Here is a 19,403-nt window from a genome sequence, read left to right on the forward strand (position 1 = left end):
TCGAGGACTTAACCAAAAAAGTTTGAAACATTCAATGCACTGTTTATCCAGTTTTGAAAGAACAACCTTTCATAAAAGGGTTTCAAGATACGAGTAGTTCGCGGAAGCGATTGAGAGAAGGAAGGAGCGTACGTCTGTACGTGACTGACTGAACGAATGAAGCTGACAAAGAAATACGATGTATATTGAAAGCCTTGAGAGCTTCAAGACACAAGTAGAACAAGGAAGCAAACGAGTGATTGAAGGAGCGTACCTTTGTACGTGACTGATTGAACGAGAGAAGCTGACGCAGTAATACGCCGTGTATTGGAGGTCGAATATAGTCTAGTGATGATGGCAAAGAGGTCACACCCGTTCCCATACCGAACACGGAAGTTAAGCTCTTTAGCGCCGATGGTAGTTGGGGGCTTCCCCCTGTGAGAGTAGGACGTCGCTAGGCAAGTTTAAAAGCCAAGGATATATTCCTTGGCTTTTTTTGTTTTTTGCATAATGTTTTGTGTAAAGGTACCGGATATACGATTGAGAAGCTTGAAATAGGGATATAAAACGCTGCTATCATTATGAATTGTTACAATTTCGTGCATTCTTGAAGTGCCATATCGGGTATAATGGATTACAAGTAAGGAAGAATAATCATGACATGGATTGGAAGGAAGAACATTTTGGGCAAAAAGCAAATTTGGTATGAAGTAGAAGAAAATGAAACAATCGAACAATGTTTAGAGAGAATGCGTCAAGATGGATATATGGCGATGGGACGGAAGGAAGAGCCTATTTTTCATCTAGTAAATGGCGAACCAACGTATTTGCGTCAAAAAATACAATTTAAAGCGATGTTATGTCAAGATTCTGACTAAATATGACTTAAAACCGAACGATATTTAGTGGTGAAAATAAAATGTTCGCATTTTTGCATTGACGATAGTGTTTTCACTTGTTAAAATGTGATAAGGAAAACAATTAAATCCCTCATATATGCTAGAGAATTGGCTCTAGTGTCTCTACCCGGCACCGTAAATGCTGGACTATGCGGGAAAGCAACTTTTGGCATGTTACGGGAAGGTGTGTGTACAGATGTCTAAATCTGCATATTCTTTTCATAATAAGTCCTCAAGTAAGCTGCTTTCACGTGTATGGTAGAGAGTAGCTTATTTGAGGATTTTCTTTGTTCAAAAAGTAAAGAAATGCAGTGACTATTGAATAATAGAGGCTTGCACAATAATCGATCATTTTTCTATCGTTTAAAAGGAGCGACAATTCATGAATCCGAAAATCGGTGTCATTATGGGTAGTTCAAGTGACTGGGAAACTATGAAACATGCGTGTGATATTTTAGATGAATTACAAGTACCGTACGAGAAAAAAGTAGTATCAGCACATCGTACGCCTGATTTAATGTTTGAGTACGCTGAAGCAGCACGTGGGCGAGGTATTCAAGTGATTATTGCAGGTGCTGGAGGTGCAGCACATTTACCAGGTATGGTAGCAGCTAAAACAACATTACCTGTTATTGGCGTGCCAGTACAATCTCGTGCACTTAATGGTCTTGATTCACTGTTATCAATTGTACAAATGCCAGGTGGTGTACCTGTAGCAACTGTCGCAATCGGAAAAGCAGGTGCAACAAATGCAGGCTTGCTTGCAGCGCAAATTTTGTCGACAACAGACATAGAGCTTGCTAATAAACTAGATGCTAGACGCGAGGCGACGAAGCAACAAGTATTGGAAAGCACAGGTGACTTAGTGTGACGAAAATTATTTATCCAGGACAAACGATAGGTATTATCGGAGGAGGACAGCTTGGCCGTATGATGGCACTTGCTGCAAAGGAAGCAGGATTTAAAATAGCTGTTCTTGAGCCGACAATGGATTCACCATGTGGACAGGTTGCAGATATCCGAATTGTGGCACCTTATGATGATGAAGCTGCATTAGAGGAACTTGCAGAAGTCAGTGACGTTATTACGTATGAGTTTGAAAATATCGATTACGATGGTTTAAAACGATTAACTCAAATGGCTTACGTACCACAAGGAGCTGAATTAGTACGCATTACACAAAACCGCGTGACTGAGAAGGAAGCAATTGTGAAAGCTGGCTGTCCAGTAGCTCCTTATATAGTAGCTAATACATACGAGGAATTGGTCGCGAGTATTGACAAGATCAGTTATCCGTGTATCGTAAAAACTGCAAGAGGTGGCTATGATGGCAAAGGGCAGCAGCTTCTAAATTCAGCAGCGGATTTACCATTAGCAGAAGGGCTTTTCGCTCATTCACAATGTATTGCTGAAGGGTTTGTACCTTTTGTGAAAGAAGTATCAGTTATTGTACAGCGAAACGGTGACGGAGAATTATATTGTCAGCCTGTTGGTGAAAATATTCATGTTCATCATATTTTACACGAAACAATTGTACCTGCTCGTATCGAAAAGATGACAGCACAGTCTGCTGAGCAAGAGGCTATAAAAATAGCTGATTACTTAAATTTAGTAGGGACGCTGGCGGTAGAAATGTTCGTTTTAGAAAACGGCGAAATTATTATTAATGAACTAGCACCGAGACCACATAATTCTGGTCACTATTCAATAGAGGCATGTAATATATCACAATTCCATCAGCATATCCGTGCTATTTGTGGTTGGCCATTGCGCAAACCGCAACTTTGGGCACCATCAATAATGGTGAATGTATTAGGGCAGCATGTTATGCCACTTAGTAACTCAATTGCAAAATATCCTGAATGGTCATTGCATCTTTATGGGAAAGCTGAAGCTAAGGTGAACCGTAAGATGGGCCACGTAACGATTATGACAAAAGATTTAGAAGCAACATTACAACAAATCGAAAGTTCTGGCATTTGGTCAGAATAGAAGGAGATACGCAATGATTGAACGTTACACAAGACCCGAGATGGGCGCAATTTGGACAGAACAAAATAAATACCAAGCTTGGTTAGAGGTTGAAATTTTAGCATGTGAAGCTTGGGCGGAGATTGGCGATATTCCAAAAGAAGATGTAGCTAAAATTCGTGAAAATGCTTCATTTGATGTAAATCGTATTTTAGAAATTGAGAAAGAAACACGTCATGACGTAGTGGCATTTACACGTGCTGTATCTGAAACACTTGGCGAAGAGCGTAAATGGGTGCACTACGGTTTAACTTCAACAGACGTGGTTGACACAGCCCTTTCTTATTTGATTAAACAAGCGAATGATATTTTACGAAAAGATATTGTGAATTTTATTGATATTATTGCAGCAAAAGCGAAAGAGCATAAACATACAGTTATGATGGGTCGTACACATGGTGTACATGCTGAACCAACAACGTTCGGTTTAAAATTAGGCTTATGGTATGAAGAAATGAAACGTAACTTAGAACGCTTTGAAGCAGCTGCTCAAGTGATTGAAACAGGTAAAATGTCTGGTGCAGTTGGCACATATGCAAATATCGATCCACGCGTTGAACAATACGTATGTGACAAATTAGGGCTCGCAGCATCACCTATTTCTACACAAACATTACAGCGTGACCGCCATGCACAATATTTAGGCGCTCTTGCATTAATTGCAACATCAATTGAAAAATTCGCAACTGAAATTCGTGGATTGCAAAAATCAGAAACACGAGAAGTAGAGGAAGCCTTTGCAAAAGGACAAAAAGGTTCATCTGCTATGCCGCATAAACGCAATCCAATCGGCTCTGAAAACATGGTTGGTATGTCACGTTTAATGCGTGGTTACATGGTAACAGCTTACGAAAACGTAGCACTATGGCATGAGCGTGATATTTCACATTCATCTGCGGAACGAGTTATTTTACCGGATGCAACGATTACACTGAACTATATGTTAAATCGCTTCGGTAACATCGTAAAAAATTTAACAGTATTCCCTGAAAACATGAAACGTAATATGGGTCGTACATTTGGACTGATTTACTCACAAAGAATTTTATTAGCACTAATCGATAAAGGGTTAGTACGTGAGGAAGCGTATGATACAGTTCAACCGTTAGCGATGCAGGCGTGGGACGAGCAAGTACAATTCCGTACGTTAGTTGATGCAAGTGAAAAAATCACTTCTTATTTAACGAAGGAAGAGTTAGATCATTGCTTTGATTACAACTACCACTTACAGCATGTAGATATGATTTTTGAACGTCTTGGACTTAACTAACAGTATTGAATCGATAGACAGTTAGTGCCACGACGGATGTTACGGGTTTTGAATCATACTTCAAGATTCAAAATCCATAACATCAATACGTCGAGGCGTATTTCATAATAATCTGGGGGAATGACGAAATGACGAAAGACCAACTTTTGTATGAAGGTAAAGCAAAAAAATTATATGCAACAGAAGATCCTACAATACTTTTAGTTGAATATAAGGATAGTGCAACAGCATTTAACGGTGAGAAAAAAGAGGAAATTGACGGGAAAGGCGTTTTAAATAATCGCATTACCTCATTAATTTTCGAAAAATTAAAAGCTAACGGAATTGCGTCACATTTCGTAAAACAATTGTCTGCTACAGAACAACTAGTGAAAAAGGTTGAAATCATTCCAATTGAAGTTGTTGTTCGTAACATAGCTGCAGGTAGCTTAGCAAAACGCCTTGGTTTAGAAGAAGGCACACCATTAAAACGCTCAATCGTAGAATTCTATTACAAGGATGATGCATTAGGCGATCCATTTATCACAACGGAGCATATTGATGTACTTGACCTTGCAACACCAGAAGAAGTAACAGCGATGTATGACGGTGCATTAGCTGTGAACAAAGTACTCCAACCAATTTTTGCTGATGTGGATGTCACGCTAATTGACTTTAAACTTGAATTTGGCCGTGATACGAACGGAGATGTATTATTGGCTGATGAAATCTCACCAGATACATGCAGACTTTGGGATACAAAAACAAAGCAAAAGTTGGACAAAGATGTCTTTCGTCGAGACCTTGGTAATTTAACTGAAGTATACACTATTATTCTTTCTAGACTCGGAGGCAAATAACAATGAAAAAAGTTAAAATTTACGTAACATTACGTGAGAGTATTCTAGATCCACAAGGTTCAGCAGTACAAGGTTCTTTAGCGAAAATGGGCTACGGTGAAGTAGAAGATTTACGTATCGGTAAATATCTTGAACTAACTGTCGGAGATTCTGCGCGCGATATTGATACTCTAGTAAAAGAAATGTGTGAAAAAGTTTTAACAAATGTAGTAATTGAGGACTACCGTTACGAAGTCGAGGAGGCTAACTAATCATGAAATTCGCAGTACTCGTATTCCCTGGGTCAAACTGTGACATCGATATGTATCATGCGATTAAAGACGAACTAGGTGAAGAAGTAGAATATGTATGGCACGCAGAAACAGATTTAAGTGGCTTTGACGGTATTCTAGTACCAGGCGGCTTCTCTTATGGTGACTATTTACGTTGTGGCGCTATGGCAAACCAATCCAATATTATGGCAGAAGTAAAAAAAGCAGCAGATGCGGGTAAGCCAGTCTTGGGTGTTTGTAACGGGTTCCAAATTCTAACAGAAGCAGGCTTATTACCAGGTGCTTTACTACGTAATAAAAACCTAAAATTCATGTGTCGTACAATACAGCTTAAAGTTGAAAACAACAATACATTATTCACAAATCAATATGAGCAAGGTCAAGTAATCAATATTCCAATCGCACACGGTGAAGGTAACTATTATTGTGACGAGGAAACATTACAAAAACTAAAAGATAACAATCAAATTGTGTTCACATACTCAGGAGAAAATCCAAACGGTTCTTTAGAAGATATCGCAGGGATTATTAACGAGCGCGGAAATGTATTAGGAATGATGCCTCACCCAGAACGAGCTGTCGATGCACTTGTGGGCGGAGCCGATGGTCTAGCAGTATTCAAATCAATTGTGAAGCAGTGGAGGGAAAATCATGTCAACAACTAAGTTTGAGCCAACAGCACAGCAAATTAAAGATGAAAAGCTATACGCTGGAATGGGGATGTCAGACGAAGAATTTGCAATGGTAGAAGGTATTCTAGGTCGCCTACCAAACTGGACAGAGACAGGTCTTTTCTCAGTAATGTGGTCTGAACACTGCTCATATAAAAATTCAAAACCAGTATTACGTAAATTCCCAACAAAAGGGCCACAAGTATTACAAGGTCCTGGTGAAGGTGCAGGGATTGTAGATATTGGTGATGAGCAAGCCGTTGTATTTAAAATGGAATCACATAACCACCCTTCGGCAATCGAGCCGTATCAAGGTGCAGCAACAGGTGTTGGCGGTATTATTCGCGATGTATTCTCAATGGGTGCACGTCCAATTGCGATGCTAAACTCATTACGCTTCGGAGAGTTAAAATCAGCACGTGGTAAATATTTATTCGAAGAAGTAGTTGCTGGTATTGCTGGCTATGGTAACTGTATCGGGATTCCAACTGTTGGTGGCGAAATTCAATTCGACCCTTGCTACGAAGGTAATCCATTAGTAAACGCAATGTGTGTTGGGCTAATTGATCACAAGGATATTCAACGTGGTATTGCTGCGGGTGTAGGAAATACAGTGATGTACGTAGGAGCAAAAACAGGTCGTGATGGTATCCATGGAGCGACGTTTGCCTCTGAAGAATTAACAGAGGAATCAGAAAATCAACGTCCAGCTGTGCAAGTAGGTGACCCATTTATGGAAAAACTACTACTTGAAGCTTGTTTAGAAGTTGTAAAATCTGATGCGCTAGTTGGTATTCAAGATATGGGTGCTGCGGGTCTTACTTCATCTTCAGCAGAGATGGCTTCTAAAGCTGGATCTGGTGTAGAAATGAACCTAGATTTAGTACCACAACGTGAAACAGGTATGACTGCATATGAGATGATGTTATCTGAATCTCAAGAACGTATGTTATTAGTTGTGAAAAAAGGTCGCGAAGATGAAATTAAAGCGATTTTCGATAAATATGATTTAGATGCAGTAGCAATTGGTGTTGTAACAGATGATAAAATGTTGCGTTTACTGCACAAAGGTGAAGTTGTGGCAAATGTACCAGCAGATGCATTAGCAGAAGATGCGCCAGTTTATCATAAGCCATCTGCTGAGCCTGCATACTACGCACAGTTCCAAGCAATGGACAATGCAGAACCAGTTGTAACAGATTATAAAGAAACGTTAAACGCATTGTTAAAAGCACCTACGATTGCTTCAAAAGAATGGGTTTACGATCAATACGATTATCAAGTTCGTACATCAACAGTTGTAGCACCTGGTTCAGATGCTGCAGTTATCCGTGTACGTGGCACAAATAAAGGTCTTGCGATGACTACAGACTGTAACTCTCGCTATATTTACCTTGATCCTGAAGTGGGCGGCGCGATTGCAGTAGCAGAAGCAGCGCGTAATATTGTCGCAACGGGTGGTACACCACTTGCTATTACAGACTGCTTAAACTTTGGTAATCCAGAGAAACCAGAAATTTTCTGGCAAATTGAAAAATCTGCCGATGGTATTTCAGCAGCATGTACTGCACTCAATGCACCAGTAATCGGTGGTAACGTTTCTTTATACAATGAACGTTCCGGCGAAGCCGTTTATCCAACACCAACAATCGGTATGGTAGGTCTAATCGAAGACTTAGCACATGTAACAACGCAAGATGTGAAAGCAGCTGGCGATGTAGTATTTGTTATCGGTGAAACGAATACTGAATTTGGTGGTTCAGAACTTCAAAAATTATTAAATAACGGTGTCATCTCAGGAAAAGCACCTGCTATTAACCTAGAAGTAGAAGCAGCTCGTCAACAAGCATTGTTGAAAGCAATTAAAGCTGGACTTGTACAATCTGCACATGACGTAGCAGAGGGTGGTCTTGCTGTAGCACTTGCAGAAACGACATTTGGTGCACAAGGCTTAGGCATTGATGTGACACTAACAGGCTCTGCAACAACGGCTTTATTCAGTGAAACACAATCCCGTTTCGTTGTAACAGTCAAAGAAGAAAATGCAACTGCATTTGTAGAAACTGTAAAAGATGCACAAAAAATCGGTGTCGTAACAAACGATGCGCTTGTTAAAATCAACGGTGACAACGGTGTGCTTGTAGAAGGTACAGTGGAGGAATTCCGTTCTAATTGGAAAGGAGCAATCCCATGCTTGCTGAACTCAGAGGCTTAAACGAAGAATGTGGGGTGTTTGGTATTTGGGGTAACCCAAATCCAGCACACCTTAGTTATTACGGGCTTCATGCTCTTCAACACCGTGGACAAGAAGGTGCTGGTATCGTCGTTTCTGACGGTCTACACCTGCGCGCGGTGAAAGGCGAAGGATTAGTAAATGATGTTTTCAACGAAGAGAAATTAAAAGCAGTGGACGGAAAAGCGGCAATTGCCCATGTTCGTTATACGACTGCTGGCGGTGGCGGAATCGAAAATGTACAGCCATTACTATTTCATTCATCAACAGGTAGCCTTTCAATTGCTCATAACGGTAACTTAGTCAATGCGACACACTTAAAACAGTATTTAGAGCGTCAAGGTAGTATTTTCCACTCTAGCTCAGATACAGAAGTGTTAGCGCATCTTATTAAGAAAAGCTCGCATTCACCATTCCGAGCAAAGGTGAAAAATGCCCTTTCGTTATTAAAGGGAGCATATTCATTCTTAATTATGACCAAAGATGAAATGCTTGTTGCACGTGATCCACATGGTCTACGTCCTCTATCTCTTGGAAAACTAGGAGACGGTTGGGTTGTTGCTTCTGAAACTTGTGCTTTTGATTTAATAGGAGCAGAGTTTATACGTTCTGTGGAACCAGGGGAATTATTAATAATAAACGATGAAGGTGTAAAATCAGATCGTTTTGCAGATATGGAAAATCGCGCAATGTGTGCGATGGAGTATGTATACTTAGCACGTCCTGATTCCGATATTGATGGCATTAATGTGCATATGGCACGTAAACGTATGGGGAAACAACTCGCACGTGAATGCGCACATATTGAAGCGGATGTCGTAACTGGTGTACCTGACTCAAGTATTTCAGCAGCAATTGGCTTTGCTGAAGAAAGCGGTATTCCATATGAGCTAGGGTTAATAAAAAACCGCTATGTTGGTCGTACATTTATTCAACCGACCCAAGAATTGCGTGAACGTGGTGTAAAAATGAAGCTGTCACCTGTTGTGCAAGTTGTCAAAGGGAAACGCGTTGTAATGGTGGATGATTCAATTGTTCGTGGTACAACATCACGCCGTATTGTCAAAATGCTAAAGGATGCAGGTGCAGCAGAGGTGCATGTTGTGATTTCTTCTCCACCAATGACAGATCCTTGTTATTACGGTATTGATACTTCAACACATGAAGAGTTGATTGCTTCGAGCCATAGTGTGGATGAAATAAGAGACGCAATTGGTGCTGATTCACTAACATTCCTTTCAGTTGAAGGCATGGTCGAAACGATTGCACGTCCATTTGAGGATGAAAATAAAGGTCTTTGCTTAGCATGTTTTACAAGCAAATACCCAACAGAAATCTTCCCGGATACAATCTTACCACACGAAAAAGAACTGTTACGCTAAGTGTATGTTAATCAATAAAGCCTTGTGGAGTACCCACATTCAAACGATGTTGGGTATCCTCTAAAGGTGAAAATGACATTGAGTTAGGATGGATATTCCCAGCATGATGTTGAACATAATTTTGTACGACTCTCTATATGTAAAAGTTAGGGTTTTGTGCTGAATTAATTTAAAGGAGGATCTCTGCATGTCAAAAGCATATGAACAAGCAGGTGTAAATATTGAAGCGGGCTACGAAGCTGTTAAACGAATGAAGTCTCACGTTGAACGTACGAATCGACTAGGCGTGATGGGTACATTTGGAGGCTTTGGTGGTATGTTTGACTTGTCAGAACTAAATCTTAAAGAACCTGTTTTAATTTCAGGGACAGATGGTGTTGGGACAAAATTAAAATTAGCTTTCATGGTAGACAAGCACGATACAATTGGCGTGGACTGTGTTGCTATGTGTGTAAACGATATTGTAGCGCAAGGTGCAGAACCACTTTACTTTTTAGATTACGTGGCACTTGGTAAAGCAGAACCAGCGAAAATTGAACAAATTGTCAAAGGTGTTGCAGATGGCTGTGTGCAATCTGGTGCTGCTTTAATCGGTGGTGAGACTGCGGAAATGCCAGGTCTTTATGAAGAAGATGAGTATGATTTAGCAGGATTTGCTGTAGGCGCTTGTGAAAAATCAGCAATCGTAACAGGTGAAAAAATTGTTGAAGGTGATGTGCTTATTGGATTAGCGTCAAGCGGCGTCCATTCGAACGGCTATTCATTAGTGCGTAAAATCGTGTTTGCTGACAACGGCTATGCAGTGGATGCAGTTGTTGAAGGCTTCGAAGATTTAGGCCCAATTGGTGAAGCACTGTTAGTCCCAACTAAATTATATGCAAAACCAGTTCTTGCAACATTAAAAGCGGCTGATGTGCATGGTTGTGCACATGTAACGGGTGGCGGTTTCTATGAGAACTTACCACGTATGATGCCAGAAGGCTTAGCAACAGAAATTGACCTAGGTTCTTGGCCGGTTCTTCGTATTTTCGAATTTTTAAAAGAAAAAGGTCAGCTTGAAGATAAAGATTTGTATAATGTCTTCAATATGGGCATTGGTTTCGTATTGGCTGTACCAGCAGCAGAAGCAGATAAAGTTATTGCTACAGCAGAAGCGAATGGTGAAAAAGCATACAAAATCGGTCGCGTTGTGAAAGGCGAGGGCGTTGTATTTAACGGCTCACATGATGGGAGCTTAGTGTAATGACTGCACCAGTAAAAATTGCCGTCTTTGCTTCAGGAAGCGGCAGTAATTTCCAAGCGATTCAAGAAGCGATTGAACGTGGCGAACTACATGCTAAAGTGGAGCTTGTTGTGACAGATAAGCCTGCTGCATTTGTTGTGACGCGTGCAGAAAAATTTGGTATCCCCGTCCTAGCTTTAAATCCAAAAGAATTTGCATCGAAAGCAGACTACGAAACTGCGATTATTGAAGCCTTACGTGAATGTGGTGTGCAGTGGATTGTACTTGCAGGGTATATGCGTTTAATTAGCGAAGTATTATTGGCGGCATATCCACAGCGTATTGTGAATATCCACCCTTCACTGTTACCATCCTTCCCAGGCAAAGATGCTATTGGACAAGCAATTGCACATGGTGTGAAAGTGACGGGTGTTACGGTGCATTTTGTAGATGAAGGCATGGATACAGGGCCTATTATTGCACAAGCTGCAGTTGCTGTTATCGAAGGTGATCGTGAGGCAACTGAAATGGCCATTCATCAGCAAGAGCATGTGTTATATACAAAAGCATTACAACAATTATTAAAGTAATGGATTGGTAGGTAGTTAGGTTTGGCTCATTGTAACAGGAAACGCTAATTACTCCTGTAAGATTCGCTCAAATCATGATGAACTCCGCTCAAGTAGAACGAGTCGTTCAATAAGCACCTAACGCCGCTAAATCAAGATGGATAGATAATTCGTGGCTTTACACGAGACAAATTAGGAGGATTTCGTTGTGACAAAACGTGCATTAATCAGTGTTTCCAATAAAGATGGTATTTTAGAATTTGCCAAAGAATTAGTGGCATTAGGTTATGAAATTTTATCAACTGGTGGTACAAAAAAAATGTTACAGGACAATAATGTCGCAGTAACAGCAGTGGATGAAGTAACAAAATTCCCAGAAATTTTAGATGGGCGTGTAAAAACTTTAAATCCAATGATCCACGGTGGACTATTAGGGAAATTCGATGATGCTTCTCATCAAGCGCAAATGAATGAGCATGGAATTGAACCAATTGAAATTGTTTGTGTTAATCTTTATCCGTTTGTTGAAACAATTTCAAAGCCTAATGTAACATGGGATGATGCCATCGAAAATATCGATATTGGTGGTCCAACAATGCTACGTTCAGCAGCTAAAAATCATCAATATGTAACAGTTATTGTAGATAGCAATGACTATGCAACTGTATTAGAAGAATTGAAAGCAACTGGTGCTACAACGATTGAAACACGTCGTAAGCTAGCAGCAAAGGTTTTCCGTCACACAGCAGCGTATGATTCTTATATTTCAAATCACTTAACAGAGGAAGCGTTCCCTGAAAGCCTAACGCTTACTTATGAATTAAAGCAAAACTTACGTTACGGTGAAAATCCTCATCAAAAAGCCGCGTTTTATCAAAAACGTCTTGGTTCGGATTTCTCATTAGCTTATGCTACGCAATTACACGGAAAAGAATTATCATACAATAACATTCAAGATGGTAATGCCGCACTTCAAATCGTGAAAGAATTTGAAATGCCTGCAGCAGTTGCTGTGAAGCATATGAATCCATGTGGTGTTGGTACAGGTGTAACGCTAGAAGAAGCTTTTGACAAAGCATATGCAGCCGATCCTACATCTATTTTCGGTGGAATTATTGCATTGAACATGGAAGTAGATGCGGCAACGGCAGAAAAGTTAAGCCATATTTTCTTAGAGATTATTATTGCGCCATCTTTTACGCAAGAAGCATTAGATATTCTTACACAAAAGAAAAATATTCGCTTATTAACAATTCCATTTGAGCAAGCTAAAAAAGATCAATTTAATGTTGTCTCTGTTGAAGGTGGCTTACTTGTACAAGAGCCAGACAGCTATGGCTTTGGTGATGCAGACATTAAAGTAGTGACAGATAGAGAGCCTACTGACAAAGAATGGGAAGCATTACAACTTGGCTGGGCTGTAGTTAAACATGTGAAATCAAATGCAATCGTTGTAACAGATTCTCAAATGACATTAGGCGTTGGCGCTGGTCAAATGAACCGTGTAGGTGCTGCGAAAATCGCTTTCGAACAAGCGGGTGATAAAGCAAAAGGTGCTGCTTTAGCATCTGACGCATTCTTCCCTATGAGTGATACAGTAGAAGCAGCTCATGCGGCAGGAATTACAGCCATTATTCAACCAGGTGGCTCTATTAAAGACCAAGATTCGATTGATAAAGCAAATGAGTACGGCATTGCAATGGTGTTTACAGGCGTACGTCACTTCAAGCATTAATCATCGCTATATAAAAATATACAAATAATAAAGGGTTTGTCCTAATAAGGAAAATAGTATACTGGGAGCGTTTCTAGTATACTATTTTTTCTATAAAAGCATATAAATGCTCTAACTCACATGAGGTTCGAAGGATTTAGCTTATTAGACAGCTCTTACTCTTAAAGAGGAGGATACACTAATTATGAACGTATTAGTTATAGGAAGTGGCGGTCGTGAGCATGCAATTGCCAAACAATTTAGCATTTCTCCGTCCGTAAAAAAAGTATTCGTAGCGCCAGGTAATGATGGGATGCGAGAAGATATAGAAGTTGTTGCGATTGACACAATGGATTTTGCAGGACTTGCACAATTTGCTAAAGAAAACGAAGTAGATTTAACATTTGTTGGTCCAGAGCAACCACTTGCAGAAGGGATTGTCGATTTCTTTACGCAACGTGGTTTACGCGTATTTGGTCCAACGAAGGCAGCAGCGCAAATTGAAAGCAGTAAATCATATGCCAAAGATATTATGAATAAATATCATATTCCTACCGCTGCACATGCAACATTTACAGAATCAGAAAAAGCGATTGACTATATTAAAGCCCAAGGTGCACCAATTGTTATTAAGGCAGATGGCTTAGCGGCTGGTAAAGGTGTAGTAGTAGCTATGACAGAAGAAGAAGCGATTGATGCCGTACAGGATATGATCGGGAATCAGCGTTTCGGTGAGTCTTCATCTCGTGTAGTGATTGAAGAATTCCTTGATGGTGAAGAATTCTCCTTTATGTCTTTTGTACATAAAGGACAAATTTATCCAATGGTGATTGCACAAGACCATAAACGGGCTTATGACGGCGATAAAGGACCAAACACAGGTGGCATGGGTGCATATTCTCCTGTCCCACAAATATCGCAGGATGTAGTGGATGTCGCCTATCGAACAGTAGTTGAGCCGACTGTTAAAGGAATGGAAGCAGATGGGGTATCATTTACGGGTATTTTGTATGCGGGTCTAATTTTAACAAAAACGGGTCCTAAAGTAATCGAATTCAATGCGCGCTTTGGTGATCCAGAAACGCAGGTCGTCCTTCCACGCATGCAATCCGATTTCGGTGCCTTTATGAACGCATTAATGGAGGAAAAACCATTTGATTTGCAATGGTCAAATGAAGCGATGTTAGGCGTTGTTATTGCTGCTGAAGGATATCCTGGTGATGTGGAGAAAGGAAATGCGTTACCGAACTTAGAAACACTTTCAGCTTCACATGCAGTCTACCATGCAGGTACGAAGTTTGTAGATGGAAAATATGTAGGGAATGGTGGGCGTGTTTTACTTGTCGCGGCAAAAGCATCTACCTTACAAGAAGCACAAGAAAAAGTTTATGCTGGCATTGCCACAGTTGAATGGAACAACTTCTTCTATCGCAAAGATATTGGCTGGCGTACATTTAAATAACATTTACAAATATTTTTCATAGACTTTTCATTTCTCTAAAAAGTAAGGAGCCGTCTCAAATTTGTATTGAGACGGCTTCTTTGACTAAGAAGGATTTTGTGCTTTTGTTGTAGAATTTTTACTGTCCGAGGAATGTTGGTTTGAAGTGCTGGTGTCAGATGAGTTAGAAGCACTTGCAGTTATATCTGACGAATTACCAGTAATCGCAGAGGAGAAATCCTTCATTAGCTTACCAATCTGTTCAGAGGACATTGGATTTTGTTCAGAAGACATAGAATTTTGCCCACTGAACATACTTTGCATAGAGGTGTTCATGGCAGTTTCCACATTTGTGTTTAACATTGCCTTTGCAGGACAATATTTAAAAATACCCTCAGCCATTTTCATTGCCCCTAATGCGATCATCAGTCGACTTTTCAAACAGTTAGGATTTCTTGAAACTTTAGCGATACCAAATGCCGTCATACTTGTGCCAAGGGCAAAACGGCAAAAGGCATTTTTATCACTAAGATTTGCTTGTTGCATCATATCATTTCCTCCTTTAGTCATAGTGGAAAAAATAAAGCGGGGTGCACTTTGCTTTATGAAAGTGCTGTGTTACGATTGAAACAAGATGATTGCATAAAGCATTATTTTGCTTCATGTTGCAGATAATCTGAAATGAAGATGTACATGGCTCGGTTTTTGAAAGGCGTCAACTTTTGAGTCCTATTCAAAATGCGAACGCCAATACATCCATATGCACAATGAATGCAAAAGCGTTTATGCAGTAGTAGTATGTGAATTCAAATAGGAATTACACAATGAAATTTTACGCAAATTAGGAAGGAGCGATTTACATGGATCCAGTATGGAAAATTACGGAATTGCGTCAGCATTTAGCTGTTATAGATGGCAAAAAATCGCCTAATATTGTCTTAAAAAATGCACGTTATTTACATAGCATGCTGAAACAATGGGTGATAGGGAATATTTGGATTGCAGGAGACCGTATCGTGTATGCGGGAGAAAAAATGCCTCCAGTAATAGATGGAACAGAAATAGTGGATTGTTCGGATAAAACGATTGTACCTGGCTACATTGAACCACATGTTCATCCGTTCCAGTTGTATCATCCTCAATCCTTTGCTGATTTTTGTGGGCAACTTGGGACTACAGCTTTTATATCGGATAATTTAAGCTTCGTCTTATCTTTAGAAAACAAGAAAGCGTTTTCAATATTAGATGACTTAAAGAAATTACCGTTTTCGTTTTATTGGTGGACGCGCTTTGATTCACAAACAGAAATGGAGCAAGAGGAAGAAATTTTTTCAAACACTTCGATTTTAGAATGGTTAGAACGTGGCGATGTATTGTTAGGTGGAGAGCTAACGGGCTGGCCTCGTTTACTGCATGGTGATGATTTAATGCTTTATCGCATGCAAATGGCGAAAGGATATGGTAAAAAGATTGAAGGTCATTTTCCAGGTGCATCAGAGCGCACTTTAGCGCGGATGAAATTACTTGGTGCAGATGGAGACCACGAAGCCATGACGGTGGAAGAAGTAGAACGTCGTATTATGCAAGGATTTGCCGTAACGCTTCGTCATTCTTCAATTCGTCCAGATTTACCAAATCTATTGAAAGGAATCGTAGAAAAACAACTACCGATATTCGATCATCTAATGATGACAACGGATGGCTCAACACCATCATTCCATCAGGATGGTGTGATGGATAAATGTATTCAAGTCGCATTAGATGCAGGGGTTTCACCAATCGATGCTTACCAAATGGCATCCTATAATGTTGCGCGTTATTACAATATGTCGAACTTACATGGTTTTATTGCGACGGGACGCTTTGCCTCACTAAATATTCTACAAGATGAATATCATCCAATACCGGAAAGTGTACTATCAAAAGGTGTTTGGTTAAAGCGTGATGGAGAACGGGTGCATCGTTTTGCTGACATAGATTATTCAGCAATTCCTTCTTTTGATTTGGACTTTTCGCTAACCTCTCATGATTTCCAATTTTCAATGCCATTTGGAATTGAATTAGTAAATGACGTTATAACGAAACCTTATAATTCATTGATTACACGAGAAGGGCAGCTTGCAAACCATGATGAAAGTTATTTAATGCTGATTAATCGAAGTGGTAACTGGCATGTTAATACGATGATTAAAGGTTTTGCCACAAACGTTCAAGGTTTTGCCTCCTCCTATTCAAATACTGGGGATATTTTGCTTATCGGCAAAAATAAAGACGATATGCAAAAGGCATTTGAAGAGATGAAGGCAATGCGTGGAGGCATTGTGCTTGTAGAAAAGGGAGAGGTCGTAGCATCTGTTCCGTTAACTATCGGTGGTATTCTGTATCAAGGGAATATGGAGGAACTGACAGTGAAGGAGCTTGATTTAAAACAAGCATTGGCAGAACGTGGCTATCGTTTAGGAGATGCCATTTATACTTTGCTATTTTTACAATCTACGCATTTGCCGTATATACGAATAACACCAAAAGGGATTTTTGATGTCCTGAAGAATAAATTATTATTACCAGCAGTAATGCGGTAGTTAAAGTAGTACAATTTATATAGCGCCAGAGCACCAGCAAATAGACATTACATCAGAGCGGCATTGACTAAAGGAGAGTAATGCAAGTGTTAAAATCAAAAAAACTACTAGTTGGCTTAGCATTAAGCGCCTTGTTCATCGGTGGATGTTCAAAAGATGCATCTGAATCAGATGAGGAAGCAACGAAAGTAGATGACAAGCCAGCTATTGAAGAGCCTGCAAAGCAAGAGACATTTGTGGCACCGTTAACAGGAGAGAGTGTTGAAGAAGAAGTAACACAGCGTCCAATTATAGTGACCATTAATAATCATCCTGCCGCACGCCCTCAATCAGGTTTGGCATCCGCAGATATTATTTATGAAATGCTAGCTGAAGGAGACGTTACGCGTTTACTAGCAGTCTATCAAAGTGATTTACCAGAAAACATTGGCCCAGTACGAAGTGCACGTTCATATTTTGTAGATATGGCAAAAGGTCTTGGGGCATTTTATGTCGCACATGGCTACAGCCCAGAGGCAAAAGCGATGCTTAGCAATAATGTTGTGGATAATATAAATGGTATGAATTACGATGGTACACTGTTTAAACGCTCGAATGATCGCGTAGCTCCACATAACTCTTATATTACCTCTGAAAATATATTAAAAGGTGCTGAAAAAGTAGGCGCTTCAATGAATTACAGTGAAAAAGTGCATCAGGCTTTTTATGAACCCGATGAACGTGGTAAAATAGGCGTTGAAACAAGTCAAGTTGACATTAACTATGGGAATAGTAATTATTTCCACAATACGTATGTGTACGATCATCAAACGAATCGTTATGGACGACAATCGGCAGGCGTGGAAACGAAAGATATGTTGACAGGCGAAGCATTAACATTTGCAAATGTGTTATTTTTTGAAATGAATCACCAAACAATTGATAATGTGGGTCGTCAAGATATTGATTTAACCTCTGGTGGAAATGCGTATGTATTGCAAAATGGTTATTTAAGAGAAGTAAAATGGGCTAATATCGATGGATTACCAATGGCTGTCGAAGAATCTGGTGACCTTGTAAAGCTAGTTCCAGGAAAGTCATGGGTTCATTTCGTACCAGCTTCACCAGGGTTACAAGCAATGGTGAAAACGCAGCCTTAAGAGGGAGGAAAACTGTATGCAAATCGAAAAAATTCGAGGGCATCAAACAGATCAGTTATTTAAAGCAGTACTAGAACTGAAGGACATTGAAGAATGCTATAAATTTTTTGATGATTTATGTACGATTAGTGAAATTCAATCACTAGCACAACGCTTTGAGGTAGCACATTTATTACGTTTAAAGAAAACCTATGAATCCATTAAAAAGGAGACAGGGGCAAGTACCGCAACAATTTCTCGTGTACGTCGCTGCTTTGATTATGGTAACGATACATATGATGAAATGTTAGGTCGTTTGTATCCAGATGAAAAGCCGTTTCAAGCACCAAAAGAATAGTAGGTAAGAGGCTGGGTAGAGTTTCTGCTCAGTCTTTTATATTTTTTTGTAGAGAGCCATAAGCTATACTTGTAAACGAATAGATAGAAAATGATAGGTGGTAAAATAGATGGATTATTTAGAGTGGAGACATGTGTTCAAGTTAGACCCAGCAAAGGACATATCGGATGAAGCACTAGAAAAAATTTGTGAATCTGGAACGGATGTTATTTTGGTTGGCGGCACAGATGGCGTAACATTAGATGGCGTATTAGATTTGCTTGTTCGTGTGCGTCGCTTTGAAGTACCAATAGCGCTGGAAATTTCAACAATTGATGCAGTAACGCCTGGCTATGACTATTATTTTATTCCAACGGTGTTAAATAGTGATGACCCGAAATGGATTAAAAATTTACACCATGAGGCTATTAAAGAATATGGCGATATTATGGTTTGGGATGAGTTAGTAGCTGAAGGGTATTGTATTTTAAATCCAAATTGTAAAGTTGCAGAAGTAACACAAGCGAATACCGATTTATCGACGGATGATGTAGTGGCCTATGCACGAATGGCAGAAAACTTCTTTAAATTGCCTGTATTTTATTTAGAATATAGCGGAGTATATGGCGATATTGCAATAGTACGTGCGGTGAAAAATGAATTGCAAAATACAAAGCTCTTTTACGGTGGTGGCATAACTTCTTCTAAGCAAGCTGCTGAAATGGCACAAGTTGCTGATACTGTAGTTGTGGGAAATATTATATATGAGGATTTAAAAGCTGCACTTTCGACTGTTAAGGCTGTAAAAAATGCGATATAATTAAGAACAAATGTTTGTAAGGCG

At 39.8% G+C, this 19,403-nt stretch carries 18 protein-coding genes, 1 rRNA gene and 1 riboswitch; of the genes, 18 read left to right on the forward strand and 1 reads right to left on the reverse strand.

The genetic code is table 11. The annotated features are described in order from the left end of the window. Positions 1-323 precede the first annotated feature (323 nt). The 14 genes from rrf (at position 324) to purD (ending at position 14,543) form a co-directional block, all read left to right on the forward strand. Positions 324-439 (forward strand): 5S ribosomal RNA (gene rrf / locus FC748_RS18515). Positions 440-662: 223 nt separating this feature from the next. Next, positions 663-857, forward strand: coding sequence for an NETI motif-containing protein (locus FC748_RS18520; protein ID WP_024364453.1), 195 nt, complete (start codon positions 663-665; stop codon positions 855-857). Positions 858-949: 92 nt separating this feature from the next. Continuing rightward, a riboswitch (purine riboswitch) is annotated at positions 950-1,048 on the forward strand. Positions 1,049-1,260: 212 nt separating this feature from the next. Then, positions 1,261-1,749 carry a 5-(carboxyamino)imidazole ribonucleotide mutase gene (gene purE / locus FC748_RS18525; RefSeq protein ID WP_024364454.1) on the forward strand — a complete coding sequence of 163 codons (489 nt, stop codon included), beginning with the start codon at positions 1,261-1,263 and terminating at the stop codon, positions 1,747-1,749. Next, a complete protein-coding gene (gene purK / locus FC748_RS18530) occupies positions 1,746-2,870 on the forward strand; it encodes a 5-(carboxyamino)imidazole ribonucleotide synthase (protein ID WP_024364455.1) in 1,125 nt (374 codons plus the stop codon). Before purE ends, purK begins: the two co-directional genes overlap by 4 nt. Positions 2,871-2,883: 13 nt before the next feature. Then, entirely contained in the window at positions 2,884-4,179 is a 1,296-nt protein-coding gene (gene purB, locus FC748_RS18535; protein ID WP_024364456.1) for an adenylosuccinate lyase, read from the forward strand. A gap of 128 nt (positions 4,180-4,307) precedes the next feature. Next, complete coding sequence (gene purC / locus FC748_RS18540) at positions 4,308-5,018, forward strand: phosphoribosylaminoimidazolesuccinocarboxamide synthase (RefSeq protein ID WP_024364457.1); 711 nt, start codon at positions 4,308-4,310, stop codon at positions 5,016-5,018. A gap of 2 nt (positions 5,019-5,020) precedes the next feature. Beyond that, positions 5,021-5,269, forward strand: coding sequence for a phosphoribosylformylglycinamidine synthase subunit PurS (gene purS, locus FC748_RS18545; RefSeq protein ID WP_024364458.1), 249 nt, complete (start codon positions 5,021-5,023; stop codon positions 5,267-5,269). Between the two features lie 2 nt (positions 5,270-5,271). Further along, the gene (purQ, locus tag FC748_RS18550) at positions 5,272-5,955 is read left to right on the forward strand and encodes a phosphoribosylformylglycinamidine synthase subunit PurQ (protein WP_025220660.1); all 684 of its coding nucleotides are present in this window, start codon (positions 5,272-5,274) and stop codon (positions 5,953-5,955) included. Further along, positions 5,942-8,176, forward strand: a complete 2,235-nt coding sequence (gene purL / locus FC748_RS18555; protein ID WP_108031143.1) for a phosphoribosylformylglycinamidine synthase subunit PurL — start codon at positions 5,942-5,944, stop codon at positions 8,174-8,176. The genes purQ and purL overlap by 14 nt, the downstream gene beginning before the upstream one ends. Then, positions 8,152-9,576, forward strand: a complete 1,425-nt coding sequence (purF, locus tag FC748_RS18560; RefSeq protein WP_024364461.1) for an amidophosphoribosyltransferase — start codon at positions 8,152-8,154, stop codon at positions 9,574-9,576. Before purL ends, purF begins: the two co-directional genes overlap by 25 nt. A 187-nt stretch (positions 9,577-9,763) precedes the next feature. Further along, positions 9,764-10,819: a phosphoribosylformylglycinamidine cyclo-ligase gene (gene purM, locus FC748_RS18565; RefSeq protein ID WP_024364462.1), complete on the forward strand. Its 1,056-nt coding sequence runs from the start codon at positions 9,764-9,766 to the stop codon at positions 10,817-10,819. After that, on the forward strand, positions 10,819-11,388 hold the full coding sequence (purN, locus tag FC748_RS18570; RefSeq protein ID WP_025220658.1) for a phosphoribosylglycinamide formyltransferase: 570 nt from the start codon (positions 10,819-10,821) through the stop codon (positions 11,386-11,388). Before purM ends, purN begins: the two co-directional genes overlap by 1 nt. A gap of 187 nt (positions 11,389-11,575) precedes the next feature. After that, complete coding sequence (purH, locus tag FC748_RS18575) at positions 11,576-13,102, forward strand: bifunctional phosphoribosylaminoimidazolecarboxamide formyltransferase/IMP cyclohydrolase (protein ID WP_024364464.1); 1,527 nt, start codon at positions 11,576-11,578, stop codon at positions 13,100-13,102. Between the two features lie 184 nt (positions 13,103-13,286). Then, positions 13,287-14,543, forward strand: coding sequence for a phosphoribosylamine--glycine ligase (purD, locus tag FC748_RS18580; RefSeq protein ID WP_108031142.1), 1,257 nt, complete (start codon positions 13,287-13,289; stop codon positions 14,541-14,543). A gap of 84 nt (positions 14,544-14,627) precedes the next feature. Here purD and FC748_RS18585 read toward each other — a convergent pair whose 3' ends face one another. Then, on the reverse strand, positions 14,628-15,071 hold the full coding sequence (locus FC748_RS18585; protein WP_025220655.1) for a YgaP-like transmembrane domain: 444 nt from the start codon (positions 15,069-15,071) through the stop codon (positions 14,628-14,630). A 311-nt stretch (positions 15,072-15,382) separates the two neighbouring features. Here FC748_RS18585 and FC748_RS18590 point away from each other — a divergent pair, with 311 nt between their 5' ends. The 4 genes from FC748_RS18590 to pcrB all read left to right on the forward strand — a co-directional run bounded on the left by FC748_RS18590 (position 15,383) and on the right by pcrB (position 19,379). Next, entirely contained in the window at positions 15,383-17,104 is a 1,722-nt protein-coding gene (locus tag FC748_RS18590; protein WP_108031141.1) for an adenine deaminase C-terminal domain-containing protein, read from the forward strand. A gap of 86 nt (positions 17,105-17,190) precedes the next feature. Beyond that, the gene (locus FC748_RS18595; RefSeq protein ID WP_024364468.1) at positions 17,191-18,243 is read left to right on the forward strand and encodes a DUF3048 domain-containing protein; all 1,053 of its coding nucleotides are present in this window, start codon (positions 17,191-17,193) and stop codon (positions 18,241-18,243) included. 16 nt (positions 18,244-18,259) lie between these two features. Then, a complete protein-coding gene (locus tag FC748_RS18600; RefSeq protein ID WP_004225717.1) occupies positions 18,260-18,580 on the forward strand; it encodes a YerC/YecD family TrpR-related protein in 321 nt (106 codons plus the stop codon). Between the two features lie 109 nt (positions 18,581-18,689). Then, positions 18,690-19,379: a heptaprenylglyceryl phosphate synthase gene (gene pcrB, locus FC748_RS18605; protein WP_108031140.1), complete on the forward strand. Its 690-nt coding sequence runs from the start codon at positions 18,690-18,692 to the stop codon at positions 19,377-19,379. The last annotated feature ends 24 nt before the right edge of the window (positions 19,380-19,403 follow it).

Source organism: Lysinibacillus sphaericus, from assembly GCF_005217585.1.
In the GTDB taxonomy this organism is placed as follows: Bacteria; Bacillota; Bacilli; order Bacillales_A; family Planococcaceae; genus Lysinibacillus; species Lysinibacillus sphaericus.